Below are 26,357 nucleotides of genomic sequence, written 5' to 3' on the forward strand. Positions count from 1 at the left end.
CCATACACTTGCCGAAAGATTAAATCCGGTAGAAAAACTGAACCGATTCATGTCAGCTCAGTGAATTTAAAGGAATTAAAAAAGGAAGTACGTCAAAATTCAGTTAGTCTCAGGAGCTTATTGATATTTTTAAAGTTTTCAAAATGAATCCATCTTTTATGACTTGAATTTCATAAAGCCCCCCCGATTTTTTTATAGATTTTAGATTTGAAGTATTAGACTTTTTCTGATTTTATCACGCTTCGTATGCTTCGTACCCTTCGTCGTAAGCATTAGAAATATAAAGCTACCTCACAACAGTTAATCGCAATTTTCGTTATCACCCTTACAAAAAAACACCGGTTCTATAAGAACTTTGCCACCATACAACTTTCAATCTCACACATGAACTTGCAAGATTTCTTCTCTTTTTAAGATTGAATTACAATTGAACCATATTAGATTCTATATCCTTCTTGTTTGGAACAAATCTATCTCTTACTTATAGAGAAATATTTAAGTGATTTCGTATGAGCTGTTTGAACTCATTTTTCTCTGTCAAACTTAATACACGTATGTTCTTTGAGATAATTAATGCTTCAGATTTTTGATAATACAGATAAATATGATTTTCATCTTCATTTACTTTTTCAATCGATTCCCAAGCAAGTTTAAGTGTTCGATTCAATTTCCCATCGTCAGAATTCCAATCAATACCCGCTTCATGAAGATTCAACGTCACATTTCTCGGCCAACTACTATTTTTTTCAAGAAGTACCTGCCTTGTCTCATAGCGATTGCCAGATACATTTTTTTCAAAAGAGGCCTCAGTAGAATAGCGAACAAAATCCCTACTGTTACAGCAATGGAGCAGAAAATTGCAAAGGGGATCGTTCTAGGTAAAAAATACAAGATCGATGTAAATCCATAGAAGAATGCTAAAATCTCCGTATAGATCAACAAAAATTTGTGTCTTTTTTTATGATACTTTGTGTTTTCAATCAGGTCTTTCTGTAAAGACATTAAATCCTCGAACGTTAATTGATACTTTATAATCAATTACATCGCTCCTTTCTACAGTCTGGAAGCTCTCGCTTGAACTTCTTCTAAAAAACCTGCTGAATATAAATTTTTCTAGTATTGATCCATACTCTAGTAAAGTAATTTTTTGAATTATAAATTCCAACTAACTCCCGTTTCCTTTTCCGAGACTTCCCATAGTCTTTTTGATACTTTCTTATCTAAGGCGTGATCTTTAATACCACAGTTGCCAACAGGACCTACCCAGTTGGCTCTTCCTGTAGGACCATAAAATCCACTCTCATCTAGATTGCCCTCTGTTGCACACATGAGTTCAGGGTATGCACCTTTTTCTGCTGATTGAACCATAGGTGACAATTTCATTAAACCAAATACGATTCTCAAACCTAAGCTGCCGCTTGTTGTTATTAATGACGTAGAAGACGAACCGGGATGACAGGCATATGCCTTAACATTGGTTTTACCTGCTTTTTTCAGGCGGTCTTGCAATTCATAGATACTCATAATTTGCGCCAGTTTACTTTGACTATACACATTATTTCCTTGATAACCCTTATCCCAATTCATGTCATCAAATTTGATAGTTTTAATCCCCACATCGTACCCCATACTCCCTACAGTCACTATTCGACCATTAGATTTTACACGAGGTCGTCATGAGCTTTTTTTGTTTTCTCCTAGGTGTTGCACTTAATATTACAATTCGTCACAAAAAAGACTAGCTCTGATTTCGGCTAGTCCAATCAATTGGCTCGTTCGTTCTCTGGAATCAATTGTTTAATCAACAACGTCTTCCCACTGATTTCTTTCGGAATTTCCGGGACCGCTTTTAAGAGGACATCCATTTGTCCACCGAACAAACGCTCTAACACGAAGTATAACTCCTTTTCATGCTCTTGTTTAAACCAACGTTCGTCCGGTACGTACAACATCACAACTTCATCCGCTTCTTCTTGGATGTACTGGACTCGTTCGATACAATTCGGGAACCGCCGCACGATTCCAGCGAGTTCCCCTTCAAAGATTCGATGCCCATTTTTCAACTGGATATAACTTCGTCCGCGTCCGTCAATCGATGCGATGATCGGACCACCATGCCCACATGGACACGTCTCGTGACTAAGCGTCATCCGGTCACCAATCCGGTAACGGACAAGGGGCGTACCATGTGTATCAAAACTCGTCACGAGAATTTGACCGTCTGCTTCGACTTCGATGATACCCATCTCATAATGGAGATGTTTTTTACCGTAGCGGCATTCGGCGACAATCGGTGCCCCTTCCGACGAGGCGTACTGATCAAAAATCGGTGCATGGAATACTTCCTCGATTAAAGCACGTTCGTCCCGTGTCAACATTTCAGCCGTCGGAAAAATCGCCTTCGGACGGAATGTACAGTTGACGGCATGTTTTTTGGCGTATCGTGCAACCTCAATCATTCCCGACGGTAAACCATCAATCGACACTGGATTAAATCGGTTCAATTGTTCGATGTAAGCGGGGATCGTCAACGGGTTAATATTCTTAATTGAAAAAAGCATTTGATTGATCGCCATATTCATCCGCCAATAGACGGGTGACTTTTGTTGTTCTGCCGCTAATGTCTGTCCCGTAAAACTCGCCCGGCGCATTCCCTGTTCAATTCCATGCGTCCATTTGAAATAATCGAGGTGCGCCATCCGAATTTGCATGTCCTCTCTCGTATAATGCACTTGGATCGATTTCCCGGTCGTCCCGCCCGTCTTTCCAAGAATCGGCGCATGAATCCGCGCATGGACGTCGGCATTCCTTGTCCGTAGCGTCTCCTTATCGAGCAAGGGAATTTGTTTTAACTCTGACAACTGCGCAAGCGGAAGCTCAATCCGCTTCTTATCGAACAACTCTTTGTAGTACGGGCTATAGGCCTGACAAAACAGTAAAAACTGATTCAGGCGGGATAATTGCTCCTGCTCGGGATCAATCGATTGCCGTTCTTTCCGCTTCAATTCTTCTAACCGATTACGGTAGGCGGACCCGTAACGTTCCTGGTACAAGACCCGTCCGTAAAGCGTCGTTAGGATATTCTGAATGAAAATCGGTGAATGGAAATAAATCGATTCTTTGAGTTGCATATGTTCACTCCCCTTCCTCATCATTCGACGCGCGACCTGTCAGCAGTCGCCACACCTTCCCTGTTACTTACATCTTATTTCCAGTCCTGCCGCTAGACAACCAAATCTTAAGGCATAAGCTTAGCTTTTATTTAGATGCTGTTTTACATTAATAACTTCAGTTCACAAATGTAAGTTAACGATCCTTGAAATGACAAAAAAAGATAACCGAAGTCCATCTGACAACGGCTATCTTCTTTAGTGTACTTGCATGTTTTGATTTCCGAATGACCGGATTTGGATGGCTCCGAGGACGAGCTCTAACTCCGTTTCTTCTAACTGATCGATGATCTCCATGATCGTCAACGTCGTCCTGCCGTTATACAACTGAACGAGTAATTGACGTTCGACATCGACGGTTAAATCTTCGACAGGTTCCGCTAATAATTCTTGGTAAAAAAATTCACCCGTCTCCGGAAAAAAATAGTCACTGAACAATTGCATAAGTGCTAGATTACCCGTCGCTAAAAATAAGATTGATTGAAAAGAATACTTTTTACGGTTTCGTGCATTCAATCGCTTCAATATCATTTGGTAACGTGTATGATGACGTTCGTCCAAAAAACAGACAGCATTCATATCCGTCTCCCTCCCCTAAAAAATGATACTGTCCATCCCTCCAAAACAGTGCGCAAATCTTCTTTATTTGTTTTCCCTGTTTTAAAAAGATGAAGCATTTGTTTTTAACTATAACATTCGTTTGATTAAATCGCAGGTCGTTTGGGTAAATCTTTGTAGTAAGCAGTTAATGAGGAGGAATTGACATGACGCAACCACGTAAACGCCTGGCACTTGCCGGTGCGACAGGCTATATCGGACATAACCTACTAAATGAGTTGAAGAAAAAGTACGACGTCATTGCCTTGTCACGCAATGGTGACGATAAGGAAGATGAAGCGAATGTCGAATGGCGTTCGTGTGACCTTTTTTCGTTAGCGGATACGACAGCCGGATTAAAAGGAGCAGACATCGCCATCTACCTCGTCCATTCGATGATGCCGTCAGCAAAGTTGACGCAAGGCTCATTTGAAGACATGGACTTGATTTTAGCCGACAATTACGCACGCGCTGCAAAAGCAAACGGCATCCAGCAGATTGTTTACTTAAGTGGCATCATTCCGGACGAGACGGAAAATTTATCACGTCATCTTAAAAGTCGCCTTGAGGTCGAGCGCGTCCTCGGTGCATACGGTACACCGGTCACGACGATCCGCGCTGCGCTCATCGTCGGTCCGAAAGGGTCTTCGTTCCCGATTCTGTCAAAACTCGTCAAACGACTTCCCGTCATGCTACTCCCGCGCTGGACGCGTAACAAAACCCACCCCGTCGCGCTACCGGACGTCATTCATGCGCTCGGATCTAGCGTCGACCGCGAGGACCTCAAGGATCGTGCCATCGATATCGGCGGTCCGGAAGCGATGACGTACAAGGAAATGATTTTGAAGACGGCGGAAGTAATGGACAAAAAACAACCGACCTTCGACTTACCGTTGATGACCGTCAAATTGTCGCGGCTTTGGGTGACACTCATCTCTGGAGAACCGAAAGAAACCGTTTATCCGCTCGTCGAAAGTATGGTCCATGAGATGGTGGCGGATCCCGACAAGATGGTCGAGGGCATCAGTGACGGAAAAATTTCATTCGAGCAATCCGTACGGATGGCGATCGAAGAAGAAGAAGAGTCGAAATCAAAAAAATCAGGAAGCTCTTCATCGCACCAGAAATCACAAACGCTTGATGTCCGGTCCGTCCAACGTGTCCGTCTTCCAGACGACCGGAACGCGAACTGGGCTGCCGACAATTATGTCGATTGGTTATCGACGTTCGCGAAACCTTTTCTTACATCGAAGACAGCGGAAGAAACAGTCGTTCGGATTCATGTTCCGTTGCTTGACGCCCCGTTGCTTGAACTGACGAAAGAACCATTCGAAGACGATCAACAGGCAACGTACCGAATTACGGGCGGCTTGTTTGCTCAAGTTAAAGAAGATAGCAATGGACGCATCGAGTTCCGGCAAATCCCGGGTTCGCAAGAGTGTATCATCGCGATTCATGAATATGTTCCCGCATTACCATGGTTGCTCTATAAAACGACCCAGGCGAATGTCCATCTCATCGTCATGTATCTCTTTAAACTGCACCTGCTACGCTTGATGCAGACGACAGAAGAACAGCCCGACGAATCAGACATGATCGTTCCGGAACCGAACTGAATCAGCACTGTTTTTAGAGGCTTCTCACGATTCGTGAGCGCCTCTTTTTTCGTGTGCAACCGTAAGATGACGAAAGCAAAATAAACATGATACACTTACAATTGACTGTAAGAAAGGGGTTACAATTTGCATGCGCTCATTTGAAGAACGATTGACGAACCACCTGGAAGCGACGGCGCTTCTCGCGACACTGATTCAACCTTCACGCGATCAGCTCCGACTCGATAAATTAGATACATTTTCAAAGAAGTTATTACGACGCGACTATACGATTGCCTTCGCCGGTCATTTTTCTGCCGGTAAATCCAGTATGATCAATGCCTTGACGGGCGAATCCATTCTCCCGACGAGTCCCATTCCGACGAGTGCAAATATCGTCACGCTTCGTCAAGGCGAGACCGACGAAGCGATTGTTTCCTTCCATGATCGAAAAGCAGTCCGTCTAGCCTCGGAAGATGATTTGCAACACTTACGCCATTTCGGCCGTGACGGCACCGTCCAACAAATCGACATCACCCATGCGACATCCACTTTACCACCTGGTCTCGTCCTGATGGATACGCCAGGCGTCGACTCCGTTGATGACGCCCACCGGATTTCGACTGAATCGGCGTTACATGTCGCCGACTTAATCTTTTATGTCATGGACTATAACCATGTCCAATCTGAACTGAACTTCAGCGTCACAAAAGACTTGCTCGCTTCTGTTCCTGAACTCTATTTAATCGTCAATCAAATCGACAAACACCAAACATCCGAGCTGTCATTCGATGCCTTTAAACGATCCGTCGAAAAATCGTTTACTGAGCATGGTGTTCAGCCGAAAGGCATTTTCTTCACGAGCCTGCGTGAGCCGGAATTCGCGGGGAACGACTTTTCTGCCGTCAAGCGATTGGTCGACCAAAGTATTCGTGACGCCCAGCCGAAATTGATCGAATCCGCTCAAACGACGCTCGAGGTCTTACACCAGGAACACATCAACTATTTAGAAGACATGATTGAAGAAGCATCTGACGCGATGCGGGATACGGTCTCGGCGACCGAACGCGCAGAAGCGGAGCGTGTGTTTGACCGGCATGCACAAGTCAAACATCAATTGACCCTGTTTGCTCCTGAACAATGGAGCAGCCGTTTTTCGGCACACCGGGAAAGTTTACTTCGCAATGCGACGCTGATGCCGTTTGAATTGCGCGAAAAGATGAAAACGTTCCTCGAATCTCGGCAACCTGCATTCAAGGTCGGATTGTTCCGGAGCGCTAAAAAAACACAGGCGGCGCAACAAGTCATCGCTGACGATGTCCTGCGCGCTCTCCAGTCTGTCACTGCTTCTGAAATTGCGCTTCACCTTCGAAAACTTATGAAACAATCGCTAGCGGAAATTGATTTGCTGTCTGACGAGCACTCGTTACGAATCGATCAACTCCCACTTGATCCACCGTTAGCCGTCATTGAGGAAGCACTTCAAGACAGCATCACGATTACCGGGGAATCGGTCTTGCAATTCACGAATCGGGTCGTTGCATCGGTCAGTGCTTGGTACGTCAAGGAAACGAACCATTGGCGAGAAGCGGTCCGCCAGGAGTTGACGCATGAAAACATCCCTGCGAAAGCGACGCTTCAAGCTGAATTTGAAACGCTCGAACAAAAATGTGACGTGATGACAACGTTCAAGAATGCGGAACAGGTGTTAATAAGCTACCTCGAACGAGCGAACGAACCGACCACTGACGATATGACAGCGGCACGTGAGCAACTAGAACAGTGGCGTACGCAGCTTACGCAGGCGACGCTCGACATTGAGACGTTTACAGGGATCAATCCAGTCGTGACACAAGAGATGGAGACTACGCATGAAGAAACGCTTCAAGCTGTCCCATCCCGTTATACATTAGAAGAGATGCAGCAAATCCAGACCATTCTCTCCGGTGTTCGCGGGTTCGAGGACGCTACGAAGTATTTGCAACAAAAGCTTGCGCGCGTGACGACAAGCGACTTTACGATTGCCTTATTCGGTGCTTTCAGCGCCGGCAAATCTTCGTTTTGTAATGCTTTGCTCGGTCAGCGTGTCCTACCGGTCTCACCGAACCCGACGACGGCATCCATCAATCGGATTAAACCGGTCACGGCGACGCATGTCCACGGGACCGCAACGATCCGGTTTAAATCGGAGACTGACCTTCTCAACGACTTGAACGAAGCCCTGCAAACGTTTGACGCAACGATGCCGTCAGTCACTGCCGTCGTCACATGGTTGCGCGAACGGACGACAAGCGACTTGAAAGATGCCTCTTTCTTACGCGCGTTCCTAAAAGGATATCCGACGGTCGAACCTTTCATCGGTACAGAACAGACCGTCGATCAATCGGCATTCGAGGAGTATGTCGCGCAGGAACACCTCAGTTGTTTCGTCGATGTAATCGACCTGTATTTCGACAGCCCGTTGACACGTCTCGGAATCACGCTCGTCGATACACCGGGTGCCGATTCCATCAATGCCCGGCATACGGACGTCGCATTTGAATACATTAAAAATGCGGATGCGATCCTGTTCGTCACCTACTACAATCACGCCTTCGCCCGAGCCGATCGTGAATTTTTGATTCAACTCGGCCGGGTTAAGGATGCATTCGAGCTCGACAAAATGTTTTTCGTCGTCAATGCGATTGATCTCGCAACTTCGACAGCGGAACAGCAAGATGTCCTACACTATGTCGGCACGGAACTAAAACGGTTCGGCATCCGTGCACCACGTCTGTTCGGCGTCTCGAGCCTCAACGCCCTTGCCGAGAAACAACAAGGGATTGATGAACAATCCGGCATCGATTCGTTCGAACAAGCCTTCCATCACTTCTTGAACCATGATTTGAAAGGGCTCGCGCTTCAATCCTTGACGGAAGAGACGGACAAGACAATCCACCGCCTCAATCAATTGATTGATCAGACAGAACGGAACATCGCCAGAAAAGATGCCCGATTGACGGAACTCGATGCGCTCGAACAAGAAATCACGGCACACTTCTCGAACGGTCGGGTCGAACTCGTTCACCATGAGCTATTTGCTGAGATTCATGAATTGTTACATCACGTCAACCAACGCATCTATTACCGCTTCCCAGACTTTTTCAAGGAAGCCTATCATCCGGTCCGGTTTGCGAACGCGACGAAAGCAGTCGCTTTGCAACAAGCACTCATCGAATTACTCGGATTTTTGCGGTATGATTTTGAACAAGAATTACGTGTCACCCATTTCCGGATCGATAGCTGGATCCAACGTGCCATCGCAAAGCGTCTTGACGAAGAGGCGATGTATGCTGCGAAACTGAACCCGTCGTTCCAACTATCACCACTCGATCCGCCAACGCTACCTCCGATGACGTTCAGCGGTCCGTTCCAAGATGACACGAAATACCGTTCCGTCAAAAGCTACTTCCGGAACGCAAAGGCTTTCTTCGAACGGAACGAGAAGGAGCACTTAAAAGACGCGCTGGTCGCGTTGACGAAACCGGATGCCGTTAGTTATCTCGAAGGCGAAGAGTCGCGCCTTCGTCATCTAACGGAGCAACATCTCGACGAGGTCTTCGCGACACTCTATGCCGAATGGACAGAGACATTATTGAGCCAAATTGAGACGGAACGTTCGACTTTGACGGATGCGCATCCACTGGACTCATTCAAGGCTGCCCAAGCGAAACTGCATGACGTATTTGAGCAATCGGTTCACTAAAACAGTGGGCTGACGCTTTAAGATTTGTTCAGGTATCCGTCATGAATGAGAAGATTATACAATGGAAAACGCCGCTGTCCCCGTGTGTAAAACGGAAACATCGGCGTTTTTTTTGTGTGACCGGTGGGAAAGGAACGACGATTTCCCACGCCTACTCTTCAAACCAGTGATTTCGGATAAAATAAACCGTCATCCCGATTGCGACGAGCGCCATCACGCCAAGCGTAATGAAGTAACCATAGCGGACCGTCAGCTCGGGCATATATTGAAAGTTCATCCCGTAGATGCCGGCGATGAACGTCAACGGCATGAAAATCGTCGTAAAGATCGTCAACGTCTTCATGATGTTATTCATGCGGTAGGAGTTCAAAGATATGAAGTTTTCCCGGAATTCTGACGTCATCGCCCGATTGTATTCAATCATGTCGTTTAACTTCAGCAAATGGTCGTAGATGTCACGGAAAAATGCTTGTTTGTTCGGATGAATCGCCAGTCGTTTCGATTCGATGACCCGGTACAGTAAATCCCGCATCGGTAAGACCGTCCGTGCGAGTTCAAGTAAGTCTGAGCGGATGTCAAAGATATCTTCCATGATTTGTTTGTCATTGCCTGCTTGTTCATATCGACCTTCGAGTGAAAAAATGCGGTCTTCCAGATTATGAACGATCGGGAAATACCCGTCGACGATTTTATCCATGATTTTATGGACAACTTCGACCGTTAGATGTTCTTCATGCCCTGTCAATTTTTGAAATGCCCGAAACACGAAGTCTACTTCTCGTGACGCCTGCTCATGATACGAAATGACGTATTGTTCACTCGCAAATAGATTGATTTCTTTCCCTTTTAACGAAGGTTCTTCAACCGCATGCAATACAAAAAAGCTGTATCCGTCATAATATTCGAGTTTCGGTCGCTGTAAGTATTGAAAACAATCTTCTATTGCGAGCGGATGAAAGGTAAACGAGGAAACGAGTAACTGTTTCTCCTGTTCTGTCGGTTGGTCGAAATCAACGAAATACCACTTAATGTCCGAACGGTCCAGTCGCTCGAGATTGCTATCGATAAAAACTTGATTGTCCTGTGTGACAATGAGGGCACGAATCACCAATGAACACCTTCCTTGCTATTTTCTCACTTTAGTATGGCAAAACCGATCTTAAATAGCCATCATCAAAAAAAGGACTTGCGCCAATTAGCAACACAGTCCTTAATCGTTCACCCGCGTTCAAAATAAAAGCCACTCCAATAGACTTGGCGATATGTGAATTCTTTCCCACTTTTCGTTGTCACGAGCATCTCATCTTCCGAGACGACAGCGATCTTGATCGGCGTTTCACCATGATCCGTCAAGTAATTGAGAATTTCAAGATGGCGGTTCAACCACATACGGCGCCGAAACCAACGAAAACGGCTAAATGCGGCGCTAAAGTGGAGAATCGACAATAACATGATGATCATTCCGAATGGAAGCGGGATTTGGAAGAGCGCGATGATATAAAGATCGGCGATGATGAGGAAAACAGACAGCCCCATCTCCGTCATCTCCATGAAGGAAGCTTTATACGTCGCGTAATATGTCATGACCCGAAACAAAACGATCACGGTCAAGTACGGTACGAAATAAAGTTGGAACACATTGTCGGAGCCACTATTCATGAACATCAATAAGGGTAAGAAGAAGAGCAACTTCCAGATCAGGATGGCGGAATAAAACAAAGTGTGGTCCGTGTAGCGTTTGCGTACGATGGTTTGACTAATGTTCATTGCCTTCCCCTCCTTCAAAAGTGACTGAGTGCTAAGCCATTGATGTCGGGACATGATGCCTATAAGGGTATCTTTCCTGATTGGACGGTTTCTAATCGTCTATTTTGCAATTATACGCGTCCGTATGTAAAGTATACGAAATATTCCGAAAAAAAGATTCGATTTCCCATCATTCCCCACACTTCAATGACACATTTGAATTTAGATTTGTCGCTTTGCTCTTTTTTCTTTAGACTAAAGAAAGACCGTCATTAGAAAAGAGTTGAATTGACATGTACACACACATCATCGTCGGCGCCGGTATTCTCGGTGCATCGACAGCCTATCACCTATCAAAACAAGGGGCGACCGTGCTTTTGATTGACCGAAAAGAAAGCGGACGCGCAACCGATGCAGCAGCCGGCATCATCTGCCCCTGGATGACACAACGTCGCAACAAAGCCTGGTACCGCTTAGCAAATAATGGCGCTCACTATTACGATACGTTAATCGAAGAACTGGAAGCGCTTGGCGAAACCGCGACCGGGTACCGAAAAGTGGGCACGATCGCGCTACATGAATCATCAAAAATCGAGAAGATGAATACGATTGCTGAAAATCGATTCCCGGAAGCCCCAGGCATCGGACGCATCGAACGACTCGACGCTTCTCAGGTCAAATCTCTATTTCCATTGATCGATACTGTCGAAGACGCGTTGTTCGTCTCCGGCGGGGCTCGCGTCGATGGTCGTGCCTTGCGTGGCGCACTCGAGCGGGCGGCAATCCATTACGGGGCGACCGTTATTGATGCGGATGCTGAATTACTCATCGAAACAGGACAAGTGAAAGGTATTTCAATCGATGGACAACCGCATTACGCGAAGCACGTGATTTTGACGGCTGGGGTCTGGATTAATGAATTGTTACGTCCGCTCAAGCTCGAACTCGATATCCGGACGGAAAAAGGACAAATCCTTCATCTTGATTTAGAGGAAATGAAAACGAAACATTGGCCCGTCATCATGGGGCAACGTGGACTCTATCTCGTGTCGACGGAAGATGGTCGCCTTGCTTTAGGTTCGACCCATGAAAAACAACTTGATTACAACTTACAACCGACCGTCAAAGGGATGCATGCGCTCTTAACGCGTGCCCTCCCTGTCGCACCACGACTCGAAGAAACGAACATCCATGAAATGCGGGTTGGTCTACGTCCCTACACGAGTAATTCGTTACCGGTCATCGCCTCACTCGATGCTCACCCGAACGTTTTCATCGCGAACGGCCTCGGTGCATCCGGATTGACGATCGGCCCTTATCTCGGACGCGAGCTCGCAGAACTGGCGTTAAATCAACCGCTCGAGATTCCGTTAAGTGATTACGTTCCGACTTATCACAACTAATTTGTTTGACGATAGGAGATGACCCATGGATCCGATTAAACCATTTGTACCCGTCGAAACCTTTACCACGTTAGATATCCGTGTCGGGACGATTCGTTCTCTCATCCGTGACGAGAATGAAACACACCTTCTCAACGTGACGGTCGACTTCGATGGACACGATCACTCTTTTTTACTCGACTGGGTCGAAACCCGGTTCGACTATGAAGAAATTTTAGGGAAACAAGCCATCGCGATCCTGAACGTCGAGGGCGTACGTGCCGGTTTCACAGGTCGTATCCTTGAACTCGGTCCGCTCGATCGACTGATGCCCGTCCTCGTATGTCCGGAACATCCAATTCCGGACGGAAGTCGCGTCAGCTGAGATTTCGCCTGATAGTTCTGCATGCCGCGTCTTTTCGGTTAAACAGTTTCAAGCGGAAAATCCAATGCAACTTTATCTACACGCAAATAGAAGGGATTGCCCATCAACTTTAAGATGGTAATCCCTTCTATTTTGTCATCAGTTAGCGGTGTGTCAGCCCTTCTTCCATCGTCATGATCGCGTTAGCCGTTCGTCTTCTCAAGGTAATGGACGCTGAAGTGATGATTGGCGTCCGTCCAGTAAGTGACGGCCCGAAAGCCACTTTTACCTGCCAACTGCTGAAATTCTTCGATGCTATATTTGTACGAATTTTCTGTATGAATCGTTTCACCTTCCTGGAACGTAAACGGCTGACCGTTGATTTGTACGATCTGGTCAATCCGACTGCGGATGTGCATCTCGATTCGACCTTGCGCCTCATTATAAAATGCTACATGCTCAAACCTTGTTTGATCAAATGTTCCATCTAATACACGATTGATGTGGGTCAGGATGTTTAAGTTGAACGCTTCCGTGACGCCGGCCATGTCGTTATACGCCCGATGAAGAATGTCCGGATTTTTTTTTGTATCGACACCGATTAAAAAGCCGTCTCCCACTTCGAGTAAATGAGATGAATGGCGCAAGAACTCCATCGCCTCCGCCGGATCAAAGTTACCAATCGTCGATCCCGGGAAGAAGATAACTTTTTTCAGTGCGCGGTCAACCGGTAGTGTGATCGGTGTCGAATAGTCGCCACAAACTGCTTTAATCGAGAGATTCGGATAATCTTTTGACAACTCCGCCGCCGACTGTAGTAAATAGTCCTTCGAGATATCGATTGGGACATATTCTTCCAACCCGTGCAGCGAACTGAGCAGACTTTTGATTTTCCGACTACTGCCACTCCCATACTCAATCAATGTATGGACAGGACCAATTTTATCTGCAATCGTCGTTTGGTGCGTCGTCAAAATCTCGAGTTCAGTGCGCGTCGGATAATATTCCGGTTGTTGCGTAATCTGCTCGAACAGTTCCGACCCCGTTTGATCGTAAAAATACTTGGCGTGAAGCGTTTTAGCCGGTTTCGATAAACCAGCTATGACTTCTTCTAACATATTTTGCTGCGTCGTATATAAATCAAAGCTTTTTACCTGCTGACTCATCTTACAGGTCACCTGCCAAACGGAACCCACTGAATTGCCACCGTTTATCCGGCGGGAAGAAATTACGGTACGTCTCACGGATGTGATCGTCCGGCGTCACACACGCGCCACCCCGTAACACCATCTGGTTAGACATGAACTTTGCATTGTATTCACCTAGTGCTCCTTCAAGCGGTCGACTGCCCGGGTATGATGAATAGGCACTGGCCGTCCATTCCCAAACGTCACCAAACATTCCTGTCAATTCGTGGTCGGCCAGTACAACCGATGCCGGATGATACGTTCCTCGTCCCATCATGTTCCCTTGTCTTGCGACCGTTTTTGCCGCATGCTCCCACTCCGCTTCCGTCGGGAGACGTTTTCCTTTCCAGCGACTATAAGCATCCGCCTCATAAAAACTGACGTGACAAACCGGTTCGTCGAGTGCGAGTGGTTCGACACCATTTAATGTGAAGACAGACCAGTCCCCCGACTCATCTTTCATCCAGTAGAGCGGTGCTTTCCAGCCGAGTTGCTTGATGACTTGGTACCCGTCAGAAAGCCAATATTCAGACGTCTCATAACCTCCAGCTTCGATGAAAGCTAAGTATTCCCCGTTCGTCACGGGCGCAGTTGCCAGTTCAAATGGATTCAACCATACTTTATGGACAGGACTTTCGTTGTCAAACGCAAAGCCGGTCCCATCATGACCGATTTCAATCAATCCTCCATCGAATGTTTTGTAAGTAGGACTGACATTGGTTTCAGCAGTCGGCACGACCGCTTTATTTTGATAGGCCGGTAACAAGGGATTGACGAACAAGTTAAATTTCATATCCATCAAAATAAGTTCCTGATGTTGCTGTTCATGTTGTAACCCCATCTCAATCAAACCTTCAATTTTATTTTGACTCGCCGCGTCGCGATCTTGTCTCAAGAATGTATCGATTGCCGCATCGACGTACGAGCGGTAGGCGATGATTTCACTTACAGTCGGCCGCGACAAGACACCTCGTTGATGGCGCGGTTGATACGGACCGATTGAGTTGTAATACGAATTGAACAGATAATTGAACTGTGGATTAAACACTTGATACGCTGCATCGTATTCCTGTAAAATCATCCGTTCGAAAAACCATGTCGTATGCGCGATATGCCATTTCGCCGGACTTACATCAGCACTTGCTTGGATTACGAAATCTTCCGGTTCAAGTAGATCAATCAATTCAATTGTCTTATCACGAACTCGCGTAAACTTTTCGATTAAGTACGTTGTCGTTTCTGTGTTCATATGCTATGACACCCCTTTTGATGGAATTTTCTGAAAAAATAACCATTTAACTATTACCCTAGTTTTATAGGAAGTATGCAAAAAAAGCAGACGTCGTCGAGACCGTCTGCTTTTTCTACTTTTAATTGCCTTAAAATACTTTATCCCCATTAAAGATTGAGTTCTTGACGACGACATAGTCGACCGTCCGAATCGCTTGCAGTTTATTTCCTCCGGCGTACGAGATCGACGATTGCAAATCTTGCTCCATCTCCGTCAATGTATCGGCTAAGCTCCCTTTATGCTCAACAAACATCTTTTTCCCCTCAACGTTCTTTTTTTCACCTTTTTGGAACTCTGATGCCGAACCAAAGTATTCTTTGACGCGGACACCATCGACTTCATGCGTCTCACCAGGCGATTCTTCATGCCCGGCAAACAATGAACCGATCATGACCATCGTCGCACCAAAACGGACGGATTTCGCAATATCACCGTGTGTCCGAATTCCTCCATCCGCGATGATCGGCTTGCTCGCAGCTTTAGCGCACCAGCGAAGTGCTGCCAGTTGCCAACCGCCTGTGCCGAATCCTGTTTTAATCTTCGTGATGCAGACTTTCCCGGGTCCGATTCCGACTTTCGTCGCATCCGCACCTGCATTCTCAAGTTCACGGACAGCTTCCGGCGTTCCGACATTTCCAGCGATGACGAAACTGTTCGGTAAAAATCGTTTAATGTGCTGAATCATTTGAATGACTGCGTCTGAATGACCATGCGCGATGTCAATCGTAATATACTCCGGTACGAGCCCTGCCTGTGCGAGTTCTTCGATGAACGCGTACTCTTCGATCTTGACGCCGACACTAATCGACGCGATTAAGTTTTTCGCTTGCATCGTCTCAACGAACATCCGTCGTTTTTCTGGTTCAAAGCGATGCATAATATAGAAGTAACCATTTTCGGCTAAGTACGTCGCAATCGATTCATCGATGATGGTTTGCATGTTCGCCGGGACGACCGGTAGTTTGAATCGTCTTCCACCAAACTCGACCGTCGTATCACACTCAGATCGACTGCCAACGATTGACTTTGCGGGAATCAATTGAATATCTTCATAATCAAATACTACATCCATTTTCAACACTCCAAATAACGAATATTTTTTAAACTATTGTTTATAATCGTTCGTACTTGAACACTATATCGAATGCAGAATGTCATGTCAAAGGATTTAGAGTAATTTATCACCTAAAAACAAATATTTTTATCTTAAAAATGATTTATCGTTCGTTTTTCCACTCATTTTTATGCTTCAATTGCTCTAATCAGTCTTTTCAACAGTCAAAATATCTTAATTTTGACTTTCGGATGAAAATCGATTTTAGATCATGCAGTGCGAATGAGCGTGTAGACAAACTCTTATGAAGCGTGAACAGGCTATAACGAGAGGCAATCCGTTCGCGCTTCCCTGTCTCGCCTCGTCTTCAAAGCGGCAACCGATTGCTTTTCGCGGTCTAAAGCGGTTTGAGACGGATTGCGCTCTAAACTGTCTGCATGACTGGATTTCTGTCACGGTATTACCTGAAAAGCGTCATGTTTCGTTGACTCCTACGGGGCAAAGTGCGTTTTTAACGCACGTTCAGAGGCAGGCAAGACCCTGCTCGTTGTCCACAGTCTGGCGAATGATAGTCGTTCTTCAAGATGAAAGTACGTCCATTCAAGCGATTCACCATTAAAACAGCCAATCAGGCGTGTTAGTCGAATGAATAATCCAGTTTCTTCATATAATGTGCGAATGACTGCATACACAGAAGGTTCACTTTATTCGATTGTACCCGCGGATGATCGCGACGACAAAAGACTAAAAAGTAATGGCGTTTTAGTTTTTTGCACCATGCACTATAATACGTCGACATCGACAACAATCATTTTCTGCTCACTCTAAAAATTCTTCTTTTAATAGTGCGAACATCGTGAAGTCTTCCCAGTTTCCATTTATATATAGACTTTTCCTAGCAAGTCCCTCTCTTCGAAAGCCTACTTTTTCGAGAACACGGATCGATCCAATGTTCTCAGGCATCACTTCCGCTCGTAACCGATGAAATGCATACTTGTCAAAGAGCAGTGCAACTGCTTGACTGACCGCTTCAGCCATCAATCCTTGACCATTGTAATTTCGATCAAGTTGATAGCCGATCATACATGTTTCAGCCGGAAACCGTTCAATGAACGAAGCAGATACTTCGCCGATTAATGTATTGTTCTCCTTCATGAAAACACCAAACGCATAGTAACGATCATCTTGCATCTTTTGTAATGTTTGACGAATCCGTTCTTGGTGGGCTCCAAGTGAATATTGATCTTCTTTCGGCTTAAGTGGCATCCAAAATTCAAAGTGCCCCCGGTTTCGTACGTTCAGTTCCAGCAATTCTAATGCATCTTCTTCTATATAAGGTCTAATAAAAACACGACTCATCCTTAAACAGCTCCTTTTTAAGTAACACGCCCTATAAATATCTTGAAATTAAACAGTTAAAACGTTTGATTATTATGTCTTGGGGAAAACAACCTAAGCAGAACAGATGACAATTCAATGACAATCATTTAACTACATGACATTAAGGAGGAGAGCATGAAGACAGACCAAGAACTATTCGAACAAATCGAATTAAGAAATAGTCATGCCCTCGAGTTACTTTACGATCGGTATGAAACTTCTCTTTACCTTCTACTTAGACGCGTGACAACGGATGAAACACGGATTCAACGGACGTTGACACATATTTTTAAAGCCGTTTGGACAGAGCCACGCCGGCATGCTTCCATTCACGGTTATGTCATGGCAGCAATTAAGCACGTCCGACACCCTCATCAGCCTGTCCATTGACTACAAACAGACCTTGCCACTTTTATTCGTTAGGTCGACGCCGAACCCTTTAAAATTTAAGTACATCTGAAGTCATTTCAAGTTTTTTAACAAAAGTTAATGATATTTCTGTTTATTCCTTCCTTTTTTTTCGAAGGCATGCTATATTATTAAGTAATTATTGTTGTTCGGTGGAGATACAAAGTTTACGCTTTAACTCGATGAAATTGATCACGGTAGTAATAAACAGTGTGACTCAGTCGCACGCAGGAGGCAACACACATGGAACAAGGTACAGTAAAATGGTTTAACGCAGAAAAAGGTTTTGGCTTCATCGAACGCGAAAGCGGCGACGACGTTTTCGTTCACTTCTCAGCTATCCAAACTGATGGCTTCAAATCACTTGACGAAGGTCAAGAGGTTTCTTTCGAAGTTGAAGAAGGCCAACGCGGACCGCAAGCAACTAACGTTACTAAACTTTAATTTCCTTAGAGGATTTGCTGATGCAAATCCTCTTTTTTTATTTTTTTTGAAATTACCCTTTCTTTCTTCCGATGAGCATGGTATATTATTAAGTAATTATTGTTGTTCGGTGGAGATACAAAGTTTACGCTTTAACTCGATGAAATTGATCACGGTAGTAATAATCAGTGTGACTCAGTCGCACGCAGGAGGCAACACACATGGAACAAGGTACAGTAAAATGGTTTAACGCAGAAAAAGGTTTTGGCTTTATCGAACGTGAAAGCGGCGACGACGTTTTCGTTCACTTCTCAGCTATCCAAACTGATGGCTTCAAATCACTTGACGAAGGTCAAGAGGTTTCTTTCGAAGTTGAAGAAGGTCAACGCGGACCGCAAGCAACTAACGTTACTAAACTTTAATTTCCTTAGAGGATTTGCTGATGCAAATCCTCTTTTTTAATTCTTTTTTATCTCCCCTTTCTTTTTCAATCGATCCATGGTATATTATTAAGTAATTATTGTTGTTCGGTGGAGATAAGAAGGTTACACTTTTAACTCGATGAAATTGATCACGGTAGTAATAATCAGTGTGACTCAGTCACACGCAGGAGGCAACACACATGGAACAAGGTAAAGTAAAATGGTTTAACGCAGAAAAAGGTTTTGGCTTCATCGAACGTGAAAGCGGCGACGACGTTTTCGTTCACTTCTCAGCTATCCAAACTGATGGCTTCAAATCACTTGACGAAGGTCAAGAGGTTTCTTTCGAAGTTGAAGAAGGCCAACGCGGACCACAAGCAACTAACGTTACTAAACTTTAATTTTTTTAAGACCTTGCTGATGCAAGGTCTTTTTTTTAATTTCATTCATGATAAACTTCATACGTATAGAAAGGAAAGGAGAACTTCCATGCAACTCTCAACACAAGAACAACTGCAACATGTCTTACAAGCAAGACACGACCATTTGATGGCTGGAAACCGAGAAGCGATGAACGAACTTTTAACTCCTAGTTTCTCGTTCATCGATGGACTTGGACGACAATTCGACGCAGAAACTTATTTAGACCACTATGTTGACGTTGATTTGATAAAATGGGTTTCTTCTATAGATGAATCGATGACTGTCGAGCTTTTTGAGACGACTGCCTTGGTACAAACATTGACAGAAGACCAGTTTCAATACGGGACGACGTCTTATGTAGGACGTTTTCGTATCGTCTCCCTTTATCAACTGACGGACACAGGCTGGAAGTGGCATTTTTCGCAAGCGACGTCGCTTGATCAAAATTAAATGACATGGATTCACTCCTCTCATTTACTGCGATGACGATCAACGGCCTTAACAAGGAATGGCTCTCTCACTTTTCTCGGGTGAGACAAAAGCCCGTTTCCCTGCTCACTATGGACAGGGAAACGGGCCTATTTGTATCTGACGGTGCGAGCTCTTCCGTTTTATTCTGTATAGCCGTGTGAAACCGGAACCGTCCGTCACTACAATTGGTTTTGGAGCGACTTTTGAGTCAGCCTCTTTGTTTATTCGAATTCGGTACTTGAAATCTATCTGAAAGCAATTTGAAAATCCGTTTTCATTCCGTTACACTGAAGTTGCATGTATTTTCTGAAAATTAACGAGAAAGAAGGAATTGGATGACTGTTTTTAACTTTTCCGCAGGTCCAGCCGTTTTACCTGAACCTGTCTTACGTAAAGCACAATCGGAATTATTGAATTATCGAGGGTCCCATCAGTCTGTCCTCGAGCTCAGTCATCGCTCCGCCCTATTCGAAGCAATCTTAGACGATGCAACGTCGCTCGTCCGCGAACTGCTTGAAGTGCCGTCAGACTATGATGTCTTGTTCTTACAGGGTGGCGCAACGCTCCAATTCTCTATGTTGCCACTGAACCTTGCGACGACTCATCGTGTCGACTTCATCGATACGGGCGGCTGGTCGCAAAAGGCGATTGCCGATGCTGCTCCTTATGCATCGACACGCATCATCGCCTCTTCCCGAGACGATCACTATCGGTCGATTCCGGCCGGTCCTTTTACTTCGGATGCCGATTATCTACACGTGACATGGAACAACACGCTTGAAGGGACGACTTTTCAGGAAGCTCCACGTGTCAACGTCCCGCTCGTCGCTGATTTTTCTTCATCAATTTTATCAGAACCGATTGATGTCAGCGCGTTCGACGTCATCTATGCAGGCGCCCAAAAAAACCTCGGTGCTGCCGGTATGACACTTGTCATCATCAAAAAAAGTTTAGTCGAGCAGACACCTTCTGCTCTCGGTTCATACTTACGTTATGACGTTCATGCGAAACACCATTCACTCTACAATACACCACCTACGTATAGTATTTATTTAACGAAACTCGTTCTCGAATGGATAAAACAAGAGGGCGGATTACAGACAATCACGGCACGCAACCGTGCTCAAGCCGCCTCGCTTTATGATGCGCTCGACCACTCCAACCTGTTTTCGAATCAAGTCGCTCACGCAGATCGAAGTTTGATGAACATCCCGTTTTCGACAGGACAACAAGCCTTAGACGATGCCTTTATCGCATACGCCGAACGACACGGCTTAGTGAACCTACAAGGACATCGTTCTGTCGGCGGTATGCGGGCTAGCCTTTATAACGCGATGCCGACCGCTGGTGTCGAAGCTTTACTATCCGTCTTACGTAAATTTGAACAGGGGGAACGTTAAATGTACCAAATCCAGTTGTGGAATGATTTGTCTGAAAAAGGACTGAGTCGCTTTACGGACGATTACCACGTCCATCGCCAAGTAGAGGCACCAGATGCTTTCCTCGTTCGAAGCAAGGACTTACACGGGATGCAGTTCGCCGACTCCTTGAAGGCGGTCGCCCGTGCTGGCGTCGGTGTCAATACGATCCCGCTCGACCAACTCGCAAATCGTGGAATCCCCGTCTTTTCGACGCCCGGTGCGAATGCGAATGCCGTTAAGGAACTCGTCATCGCCAGTCTTTTTTTAACAGCCCGAAAATTGATACCGAGTATCCTTTGGACGAATAATTTACGCGGACCAGACATCCCGGAACGGATCGAAGCCAACAAGCGGCAATTTGTCGGGACAGAGCTGTTAGGTAAACGAATCGGCATCGTTGGCCTCGGGGCAATCGGGGCAAATCTTGCTAATACGCTGCATGAGTTAGGGATGACCGTTTCCGGTTACGATCCGCATATGTCGATTGAATCCGCATGGCGGGTCTCAAATCAAATTCATCGGGTGACGAATCTTGAAGAACTTCTTGCGACGAGTGACTATGTCACGCTTCACCTTCCACTCGTCGATGCAACACATCACCTGCTCGATGAACGCTTGTTGTCGAAAGTCAAGCAAGGTGCGACGCTACTTAATTTTTCGCGTGGTGAGTTGATTGATGAAGCTGCACTCGCAACCGTCCTGAAATCTGGTCGCCTCGCGAACTACGTGACCGATTTCCCGAATGCCTTCATTTTATCGTTACCGCGCGTCATCCCGTTGCCGCATATCGGGGCATCGACGGCTGAAGCGGAGGAAAATTGCGCCATCATGGCCGTCGATCAACTGAAAACGTTTCTTGAGACCGGCAACATCCGTCATTCCGTCAACTTCCCGTCAGTTGAACTCGCCGATTCAGGTAAACGTCGCTTGACGATTGCCCATCAAAATATTCCGAACATGGTCGGTCAGATTGCTTCTGTCCTCGCGACGGAGCGTATTAACATCGCGAACATGATTAACGGTAGCAAAGGGCCGATTGCCTATACGATCATCGACATCGATAACCATCTTGACGAAACGATTTCCTTGACACAGCTCGATGCGATTCCCGGCATCTTAAAAACGCGACTACTTTAAAGGAGTGATCTCATGCCAACATTCGAACCTTTCCAGGCACTACGACCACAAAGCAAATATGCAGAAACGTTCTCTTCGCTACCTTATGATGTCTTCAACCGGGCTGAAGGACGGGTCGAGGTACGCCGTCGCCCTTTATCCTTCCTTCGGATCGACAAAGCTGAAGTGACGCTACCTGATCTAATCGATGAGCACGACATGCGTGTTTATCAACAAGCTGCCCTCCACTTCAAGGATGCACGCGATAGTCAAATCCTAAAGCTTGACGAAGACGAATGCTATTACCTCTATCGTCTCCGTGATGGCGAACATGTCCAAACAGGTTTTGTCGGTTGCGTGTCCGTATCTGATTACGACGACGGCTTCATCCGTAAACACGAATTTACGCGTCCTGATAAGGAGCGAGATCGCGTCCGTCAAATCGATGCGTTAGAGGCACATACCGGTCCCATCCTACTCGCCCATCAACCGGATGATGAACTCAATCGAATCGTTGCAGAACAGAGTACAAATGTCCCGCTCTATCAGTTCACCACCGAGGACGGGATTGAACATACAATCTTTAAAATTACAAATCGCTCTGACATGCTGACGATTGGGAGTCAGTTCGCTCGTCATGACGCACTGTACATCGCGGACGGACATCACCGGGCAGAAGCGGCATCAAAAGTTGCAAAATTACATCCGGACAACGAAGAGGCACAACTGTTCCTTGCTGTCTCCTTCTCAAGTGATCAATTAAAGATCATGGGGTATCATCGCGCTGTCGAAGATCTTTACGGACAATCGGTCGACGAATTACTCGAACGGATCAGTCAACGCTTCACCGTGACGGTTGGTCGTGCTGAGACGACGCAAAAACACCGGTTTGAGATGTATCTTAAGCAACAATGGTATACGCTCGATTACACGGCGCAACAGACGACTGTCAAAGACAATCTTGACGTCTCTATCCTTCAACATGAACTTTTGACACCCTTTTTAGGAATTGAAGATCCTCGGACCGATGCACGGATTCAATTCGTCGGTGGCATCCGTGGGTATGCTGGACTAGAACAACTCGTTGATCACGGGACGATGGCAGTTGCCTTTCACTTACATCCGACCGACTTGACGGATTTGATGCAAGTCGCGGATGCAAATCAAGTCATGCCGCCAAAATCGACGTGGTTCGAACCAAAACTGCGTAGCGGTTTACTGATTCATCGCTTTTTCAGCTGACAATATAAAAGGATTGGCGCAAAAATTGCGCCAATCCTTTTTCTTATCCATTCTTTATTTGTAAGATCGTCCCATGGATTGGCCCTACGTTGATTTCACCAGCCCACTCCGTTCCGTCCAGTAAGTCGACTGCACGTCCTGAAAATTCGAACCGCGCTTCTTTCTCCCCATTGTTGATGAGGATTAGATAGTCCCCATGTGGTGAGGAGCGCCGGATAACGAACTGATTTTTTTCGTCATCGATTTGCTCAAAGACATACGATGCTTCATTCGCGAGCGCCGGATGGGCTTTTCGAATCGCAATCAATTCCGTTACGTAGCTAAGCAGTTCTGTGTCTTGTTTTTCTTGATCCCACTCCATACATTTCCGGTTTGCCGGATCCTGCCCACCGGTCATACCGATCTCATCACCATAATAGATGACAGGACTTCCCGTGAAGGTTAAGAGCGATAATAAAAGCAGTCGCATCCGTTCCTTATCGCCACCCGCTCGTGTCAATGCACGTGGTGTGTCGTGAGAGCCAACTAAGTTAAACATCACCTCGTTGACGTTCATCGCGTTTCCGTTCAAGTTCCGGACGACGGCATAACTAAATTCAGAGGCTGTCGTTTCTCGCGTCGCAAAGAAGGTCAAGAACGCTTCCGTCAGTCCGTAGTTCATGACGGCATCAAATTGATCTCCAAACAACCACTCTTGCGAATCCGTCCAGCATTCTCCAACGATATAGGCTTCCGGATTTGCCGTACGTACTTCTTTTCTGAAGTCACGCCAAAAGGCATGATCGACTTCGCTCGCGACATCGAGCCGCCAGCCGTCAATTCCAAACTCTTCGACCCAGTATCGCCCGACTTTCAACAGATAGGCTTTGACATCTGCATTCGCCGTGTTCAACTTCGGCATGTTGGCTTCAAAAGCAAATACTTCATAGTTCGGCGGGTCCATCTCGATCGGAAACGAATCAATCATGAACCGATCGGCATATTCTGAATCAGCCCCCCGCTTGATGACATCCTGGAACGTCGGGTGGTCGACACTGACATGATTAAAGACGGCGTCGAGTAATACGCGAATCCCGCTCGCATGTAACAATTTGACCATCTCACGAAACTTCTCTTCCGTCCCGAATGCAGGATCGAGTTTCAAATAGTCAAGCGTGTCGTACTTATGATTGGAGGGTGCAGCGAAAACCGGACAGAAATAAATCCCGTTGATCCCCAAGTTTTTCAAATAACCGATGTTGTCAATCACACCTTGAAAATCGCCACCAAAGTGATTCTCGTAAGCCGGTGCTTCCGACGCCCACGGGACCGTTCCTTGTCGGTCGTTCGTAACGTCTCCATTCGCAAACCGATCAGGGAAAATTTGATACCAGACCGTCTCTTTGACCCATGCCGGTGCATCGAATACGTCAACTGCATTGATGTACGGAACGGCAAAATAATAACCGGGGTGGTCAAGCGGAATCTCGTCGTACCATCCCCGTTCCGTGTAGATTGCCGTTTCCTCAGCAGTCGACAACTCGAATCCATAACGGACGCGTCTTCGACTCGGTTTTATGGCGACGAACCAATAGTCGTGCGTCGCGTCAGCACCTGTCCGAATCATCGGTGTTTGTTGCGTTTTCCAAAACTTTTCTTTATCCGGATCAAAGTTCCAGTCCCGATCCTCTTCTCGTTCTGCATCCCATTCGTATGGATCGCCATGAATCAGACGGATACGGTCGACATCCCCTTTTGCGGTCGTCAACCTGATATGGACTGTTTCTTGATCGTACTTGTAGACATATGGCGACATCGCCCGGTGAAAAACGGCCTGCTTATTAATGATCCGTCACCCCTTCAGAATAGCTGTAGATTTAATTCCTGTTCCCGACTTCGTACCCCTTATAAACGTTTTCCGCAAAAAGTCAGCTATTCCCTCACCATTTTGATTCAGTATCTGCCTGTTTTTGATGTATACTGATAACGCAGAGGAAGCCGTCTGGTTTCCAACTAAAATCGAAGTCATGTGAAAGAGAGAGTGGATTCTGATGGGTCGTAAATGGAATAACATTAAAGAAAAAAAGGCATCGAAAGACAAAAACACCAGCCGGATTTATGCGAAATTCGGTCGTGAAATTTATGTCGCTGCGAAACAAGGTGAACCGGATCCTGAATCAAACCAAGCACTTAAAGTTGTTCTCGAGCGTGCGAAGACGTATAACGTGCCACGGGCAATCGTCGATCGGGCGATTGAAAAAGCAAAAGGCGGCGCGGAAGAGAACTTCGATGTTCTCCGTTATGAAGGATTCGGACCAAGCGGCTCGATGGTCATCGTCGAGACATTAACGAACAACGTCAACCGGACGGCCTCAGACGTGCGGGCTGCCTTTGGGAAAAATGGAGGCAACATGGGTGTCAGTGGTTCCGTTGCCTATATGTTTGACGCGACTGCCATTTTTGCTTTTGAAGGAAAATCGGCGGATGATGTTCTTGAATTGATGATGGAAGCGGATATCGACGTCCGTGACATCCTAGAAGAAGAGGAAGCCGTTATCATCTATGCTGAACCCGATCAGTTCCACACGGTCCAGGAAACATTAAAAAATGCCGGTGTGACGGAATTTTCAGTTGCCGAACTCGTTATGCTCGCTCAAAACGAAGTCGTTTTATCTGAAGAAGATGTTCAGCAATTCGAAAAAATGGTCGATGCACTCGAAGATTTAGAAGATGTGCAACAGGTCTATCATAACGTTGAACTTTAAACGATAAAAAAGCAGCCTTTTGGCTGCTTTTTCCTTTTTTTAGCTGACGCTTGGTTTAACTATGCTTCCAATTACGCGCTACCTTATTTACAAAATACATTATGAAACGCGTTTCATGACAAGCAAAAAAAAGATTCTTTTTTTCAGCGTGTAGACAAACTCTTATGAAGCGTCAA

At 45.9% G+C, this 26,357-nt stretch carries 24 protein-coding genes; 13 read left to right on the top strand and 11 right to left on the bottom strand.

Annotated features, from left to right (window positions below):
* Window positions 1-481 precede the first annotated feature (481 nt).
* The 4 genes from KNP88_RS15780 to KNP88_RS00535 form a co-directional block, all read right to left on the bottom strand.
* Entirely contained in the window at window positions 482-721 is a 240-nt protein-coding gene (locus KNP88_RS15780) for a YcxB family protein (RefSeq protein ID WP_353048765.1), read from the bottom strand.
* A 431-nt stretch (window positions 722-1,152) separates the two neighbouring features.
* Window positions 1,153-1,617 (bottom strand): SDR family NAD(P)-dependent oxidoreductase, encoded by a 465-nt coding sequence (locus KNP88_RS00525; RefSeq protein WP_214771133.1) that lies wholly within the window; start codon window positions 1,615-1,617, stop codon window positions 1,153-1,155.
* A gap of 146 nt (window positions 1,618-1,763) precedes the next feature.
* Window positions 1,764-3,131, bottom strand: coding sequence for a phenylacetate--CoA ligase family protein (locus KNP88_RS00530; protein WP_214891882.1), 1,368 nt, complete (start codon window positions 3,129-3,131; stop codon window positions 1,764-1,766).
* Between the two features lie 237 nt (window positions 3,132-3,368).
* Window positions 3,369-3,749: a hypothetical protein gene (locus KNP88_RS00535; RefSeq protein WP_088837221.1), complete on the bottom strand. Its 381-nt coding sequence runs from the start codon at window positions 3,747-3,749 to the stop codon at window positions 3,369-3,371.
* 185 nt (window positions 3,750-3,934) lie between these two features.
* Between KNP88_RS00535 and KNP88_RS00540 the strand changes: the two genes are divergently transcribed.
* Together KNP88_RS00540 and KNP88_RS00545 are read left to right on the top strand one after the other, a co-directional pair.
* Complete coding sequence (locus KNP88_RS00540; RefSeq protein WP_214891883.1) at window positions 3,935-5,383, top strand: NAD(P)H-binding protein; 1,449 nt, start codon at window positions 3,935-3,937, stop codon at window positions 5,381-5,383.
* A gap of 130 nt (window positions 5,384-5,513) precedes the next feature.
* A complete protein-coding gene (locus KNP88_RS00545) occupies window positions 5,514-9,107 on the top strand; it encodes a dynamin family protein (protein ID WP_214891885.1) in 3,594 nt (1,197 codons plus the stop codon).
* 151 nt (window positions 9,108-9,258) lie between these two features.
* On the opposite strand, the gene corA is transcribed toward KNP88_RS00545, so the two are convergent.
* Together corA and KNP88_RS00555 are read right to left on the bottom strand one after the other, a co-directional pair.
* Window positions 9,259-10,215, bottom strand: coding sequence for a magnesium/cobalt transporter CorA (gene corA, locus KNP88_RS00550; RefSeq protein WP_214765045.1), 957 nt, complete (start codon window positions 10,213-10,215; stop codon window positions 9,259-9,261).
* 110 nt (window positions 10,216-10,325) lie between these two features.
* Window positions 10,326-10,874 (bottom strand): hypothetical protein, encoded by a 549-nt coding sequence (locus tag KNP88_RS00555; protein ID WP_214765048.1) that lies wholly within the window; start codon window positions 10,872-10,874, stop codon window positions 10,326-10,328.
* Between the two features lie 272 nt (window positions 10,875-11,146).
* Here KNP88_RS00555 and KNP88_RS00560 point away from each other — a divergent pair, with 272 nt between their 5' ends.
* Window positions 11,147-12,256 (top strand): NAD(P)/FAD-dependent oxidoreductase, encoded by a 1,110-nt coding sequence (locus tag KNP88_RS00560; protein WP_214891888.1) that lies wholly within the window; start codon window positions 11,147-11,149, stop codon window positions 12,254-12,256.
* A 25-nt stretch (window positions 12,257-12,281) separates the two neighbouring features.
* Window positions 12,282-12,620, top strand: coding sequence for a hypothetical protein (locus KNP88_RS00565; protein ID WP_214891890.1), 339 nt, complete (start codon window positions 12,282-12,284; stop codon window positions 12,618-12,620).
* 182 nt (window positions 12,621-12,802) lie between these two features.
* On the opposite strand, the gene egtD is transcribed toward KNP88_RS00565, so the two are convergent.
* The 4 genes from egtD to KNP88_RS00585 all read right to left on the bottom strand — a co-directional run bounded on the left by egtD (window position 12,803) and on the right by KNP88_RS00585 (window position 17,490).
* The gene (egtD, locus tag KNP88_RS00570) at window positions 12,803-13,765 is read right to left on the bottom strand and encodes an L-histidine N(alpha)-methyltransferase (RefSeq protein WP_088837227.1); all 963 of its coding nucleotides are present in this window, start codon (window positions 13,763-13,765) and stop codon (window positions 12,803-12,805) included.
* A 1-nt stretch (window position 13,766) separates the two neighbouring features.
* Window positions 13,767-15,035, bottom strand: a complete 1,269-nt coding sequence (gene egtB, locus KNP88_RS00575; RefSeq protein WP_214891892.1) for an ergothioneine biosynthesis protein EgtB — start codon at window positions 15,033-15,035, stop codon at window positions 13,767-13,769.
* A gap of 130 nt (window positions 15,036-15,165) precedes the next feature.
* Window positions 15,166-16,149: a GMP reductase gene (gene guaC, locus KNP88_RS00580; protein WP_214891894.1), complete on the bottom strand. Its 984-nt coding sequence runs from the start codon at window positions 16,147-16,149 to the stop codon at window positions 15,166-15,168.
* 801 nt (window positions 16,150-16,950) lie between these two features.
* Window positions 16,951-17,490 carry a GNAT family N-acetyltransferase gene (locus tag KNP88_RS00585; RefSeq protein ID WP_214891896.1) on the bottom strand — a complete coding sequence of 180 codons (540 nt, stop codon included), beginning with the start codon at window positions 17,488-17,490 and terminating at the stop codon, window positions 16,951-16,953.
* A 156-nt stretch (window positions 17,491-17,646) separates the two neighbouring features.
* Here KNP88_RS00585 and KNP88_RS00590 point away from each other — a divergent pair, with 156 nt between their 5' ends.
* From KNP88_RS00590 to KNP88_RS00625, 8 genes are all read left to right on the top strand, one after another.
* Window positions 17,647-17,901 (top strand): RNA polymerase sigma factor, encoded by a 255-nt coding sequence (locus KNP88_RS00590; protein ID WP_214891898.1) that lies wholly within the window; start codon window positions 17,647-17,649, stop codon window positions 17,899-17,901.
* 261 nt (window positions 17,902-18,162) lie between these two features.
* A complete protein-coding gene (locus tag KNP88_RS00595) occupies window positions 18,163-18,363 on the top strand; it encodes a cold-shock protein (RefSeq protein ID WP_029330387.1) in 201 nt (66 codons plus the stop codon).
* Window positions 18,364-18,563: 200 nt separating this feature from the next.
* A complete protein-coding gene (locus KNP88_RS00600) occupies window positions 18,564-18,764 on the top strand; it encodes a cold-shock protein (protein ID WP_029330387.1) in 201 nt (66 codons plus the stop codon).
* A gap of 200 nt (window positions 18,765-18,964) precedes the next feature.
* Complete coding sequence (locus KNP88_RS00605) at window positions 18,965-19,165, top strand: cold-shock protein (protein WP_012370557.1); 201 nt, start codon at window positions 18,965-18,967, stop codon at window positions 19,163-19,165.
* An 88-nt stretch (window positions 19,166-19,253) separates the two neighbouring features.
* On the top strand, window positions 19,254-19,637 hold the full coding sequence (locus tag KNP88_RS00610) for a nuclear transport factor 2 family protein (protein ID WP_088837232.1): 384 nt from the start codon (window positions 19,254-19,256) through the stop codon (window positions 19,635-19,637).
* Between the two features lie 356 nt (window positions 19,638-19,993).
* Window positions 19,994-21,058 carry a 3-phosphoserine/phosphohydroxythreonine transaminase gene (gene serC, locus KNP88_RS00615; protein ID WP_214891900.1) on the top strand — a complete coding sequence of 355 codons (1,065 nt, stop codon included), beginning with the start codon at window positions 19,994-19,996 and terminating at the stop codon, window positions 21,056-21,058.
* Window positions 21,059-22,216: a phosphoglycerate dehydrogenase gene (locus tag KNP88_RS00620; protein WP_088837234.1), complete on the top strand. Its 1,158-nt coding sequence runs from the start codon at window positions 21,059-21,061 to the stop codon at window positions 22,214-22,216. It begins immediately after the preceding gene.
* Between the two features lie 12 nt (window positions 22,217-22,228).
* Window positions 22,229-23,437, top strand: a complete 1,209-nt coding sequence (locus tag KNP88_RS00625) for a DUF1015 domain-containing protein (RefSeq protein ID WP_159172460.1) — start codon at window positions 22,229-22,231, stop codon at window positions 23,435-23,437.
* Window positions 23,438-23,480: 43 nt separating this feature from the next.
* Here KNP88_RS00625 and KNP88_RS00630 read toward each other — a convergent pair whose 3' ends face one another.
* Window positions 23,481-25,265, bottom strand: a complete 1,785-nt coding sequence (locus tag KNP88_RS00630) for a glycoside hydrolase family 13 protein (RefSeq protein WP_353048767.1) — start codon at window positions 25,263-25,265, stop codon at window positions 23,481-23,483.
* A gap of 202 nt (window positions 25,266-25,467) precedes the next feature.
* Here KNP88_RS00630 and KNP88_RS00635 point away from each other — a divergent pair, with 202 nt between their 5' ends.
* Window positions 25,468-26,181: a YebC/PmpR family DNA-binding transcriptional regulator gene (locus KNP88_RS00635; RefSeq protein WP_214891902.1), complete on the top strand. Its 714-nt coding sequence runs from the start codon at window positions 25,468-25,470 to the stop codon at window positions 26,179-26,181.
* The last annotated feature ends 176 nt before the right edge of the window (window positions 26,182-26,357 follow it).

Source organism: Exiguobacterium sp. H66 (genome assembly GCF_018618705.1).
Taxonomy (GTDB): domain Bacteria; phylum Bacillota; class Bacilli; order Exiguobacteriales; family Exiguobacteriaceae; genus Exiguobacterium_A; species Exiguobacterium_A oxidotolerans.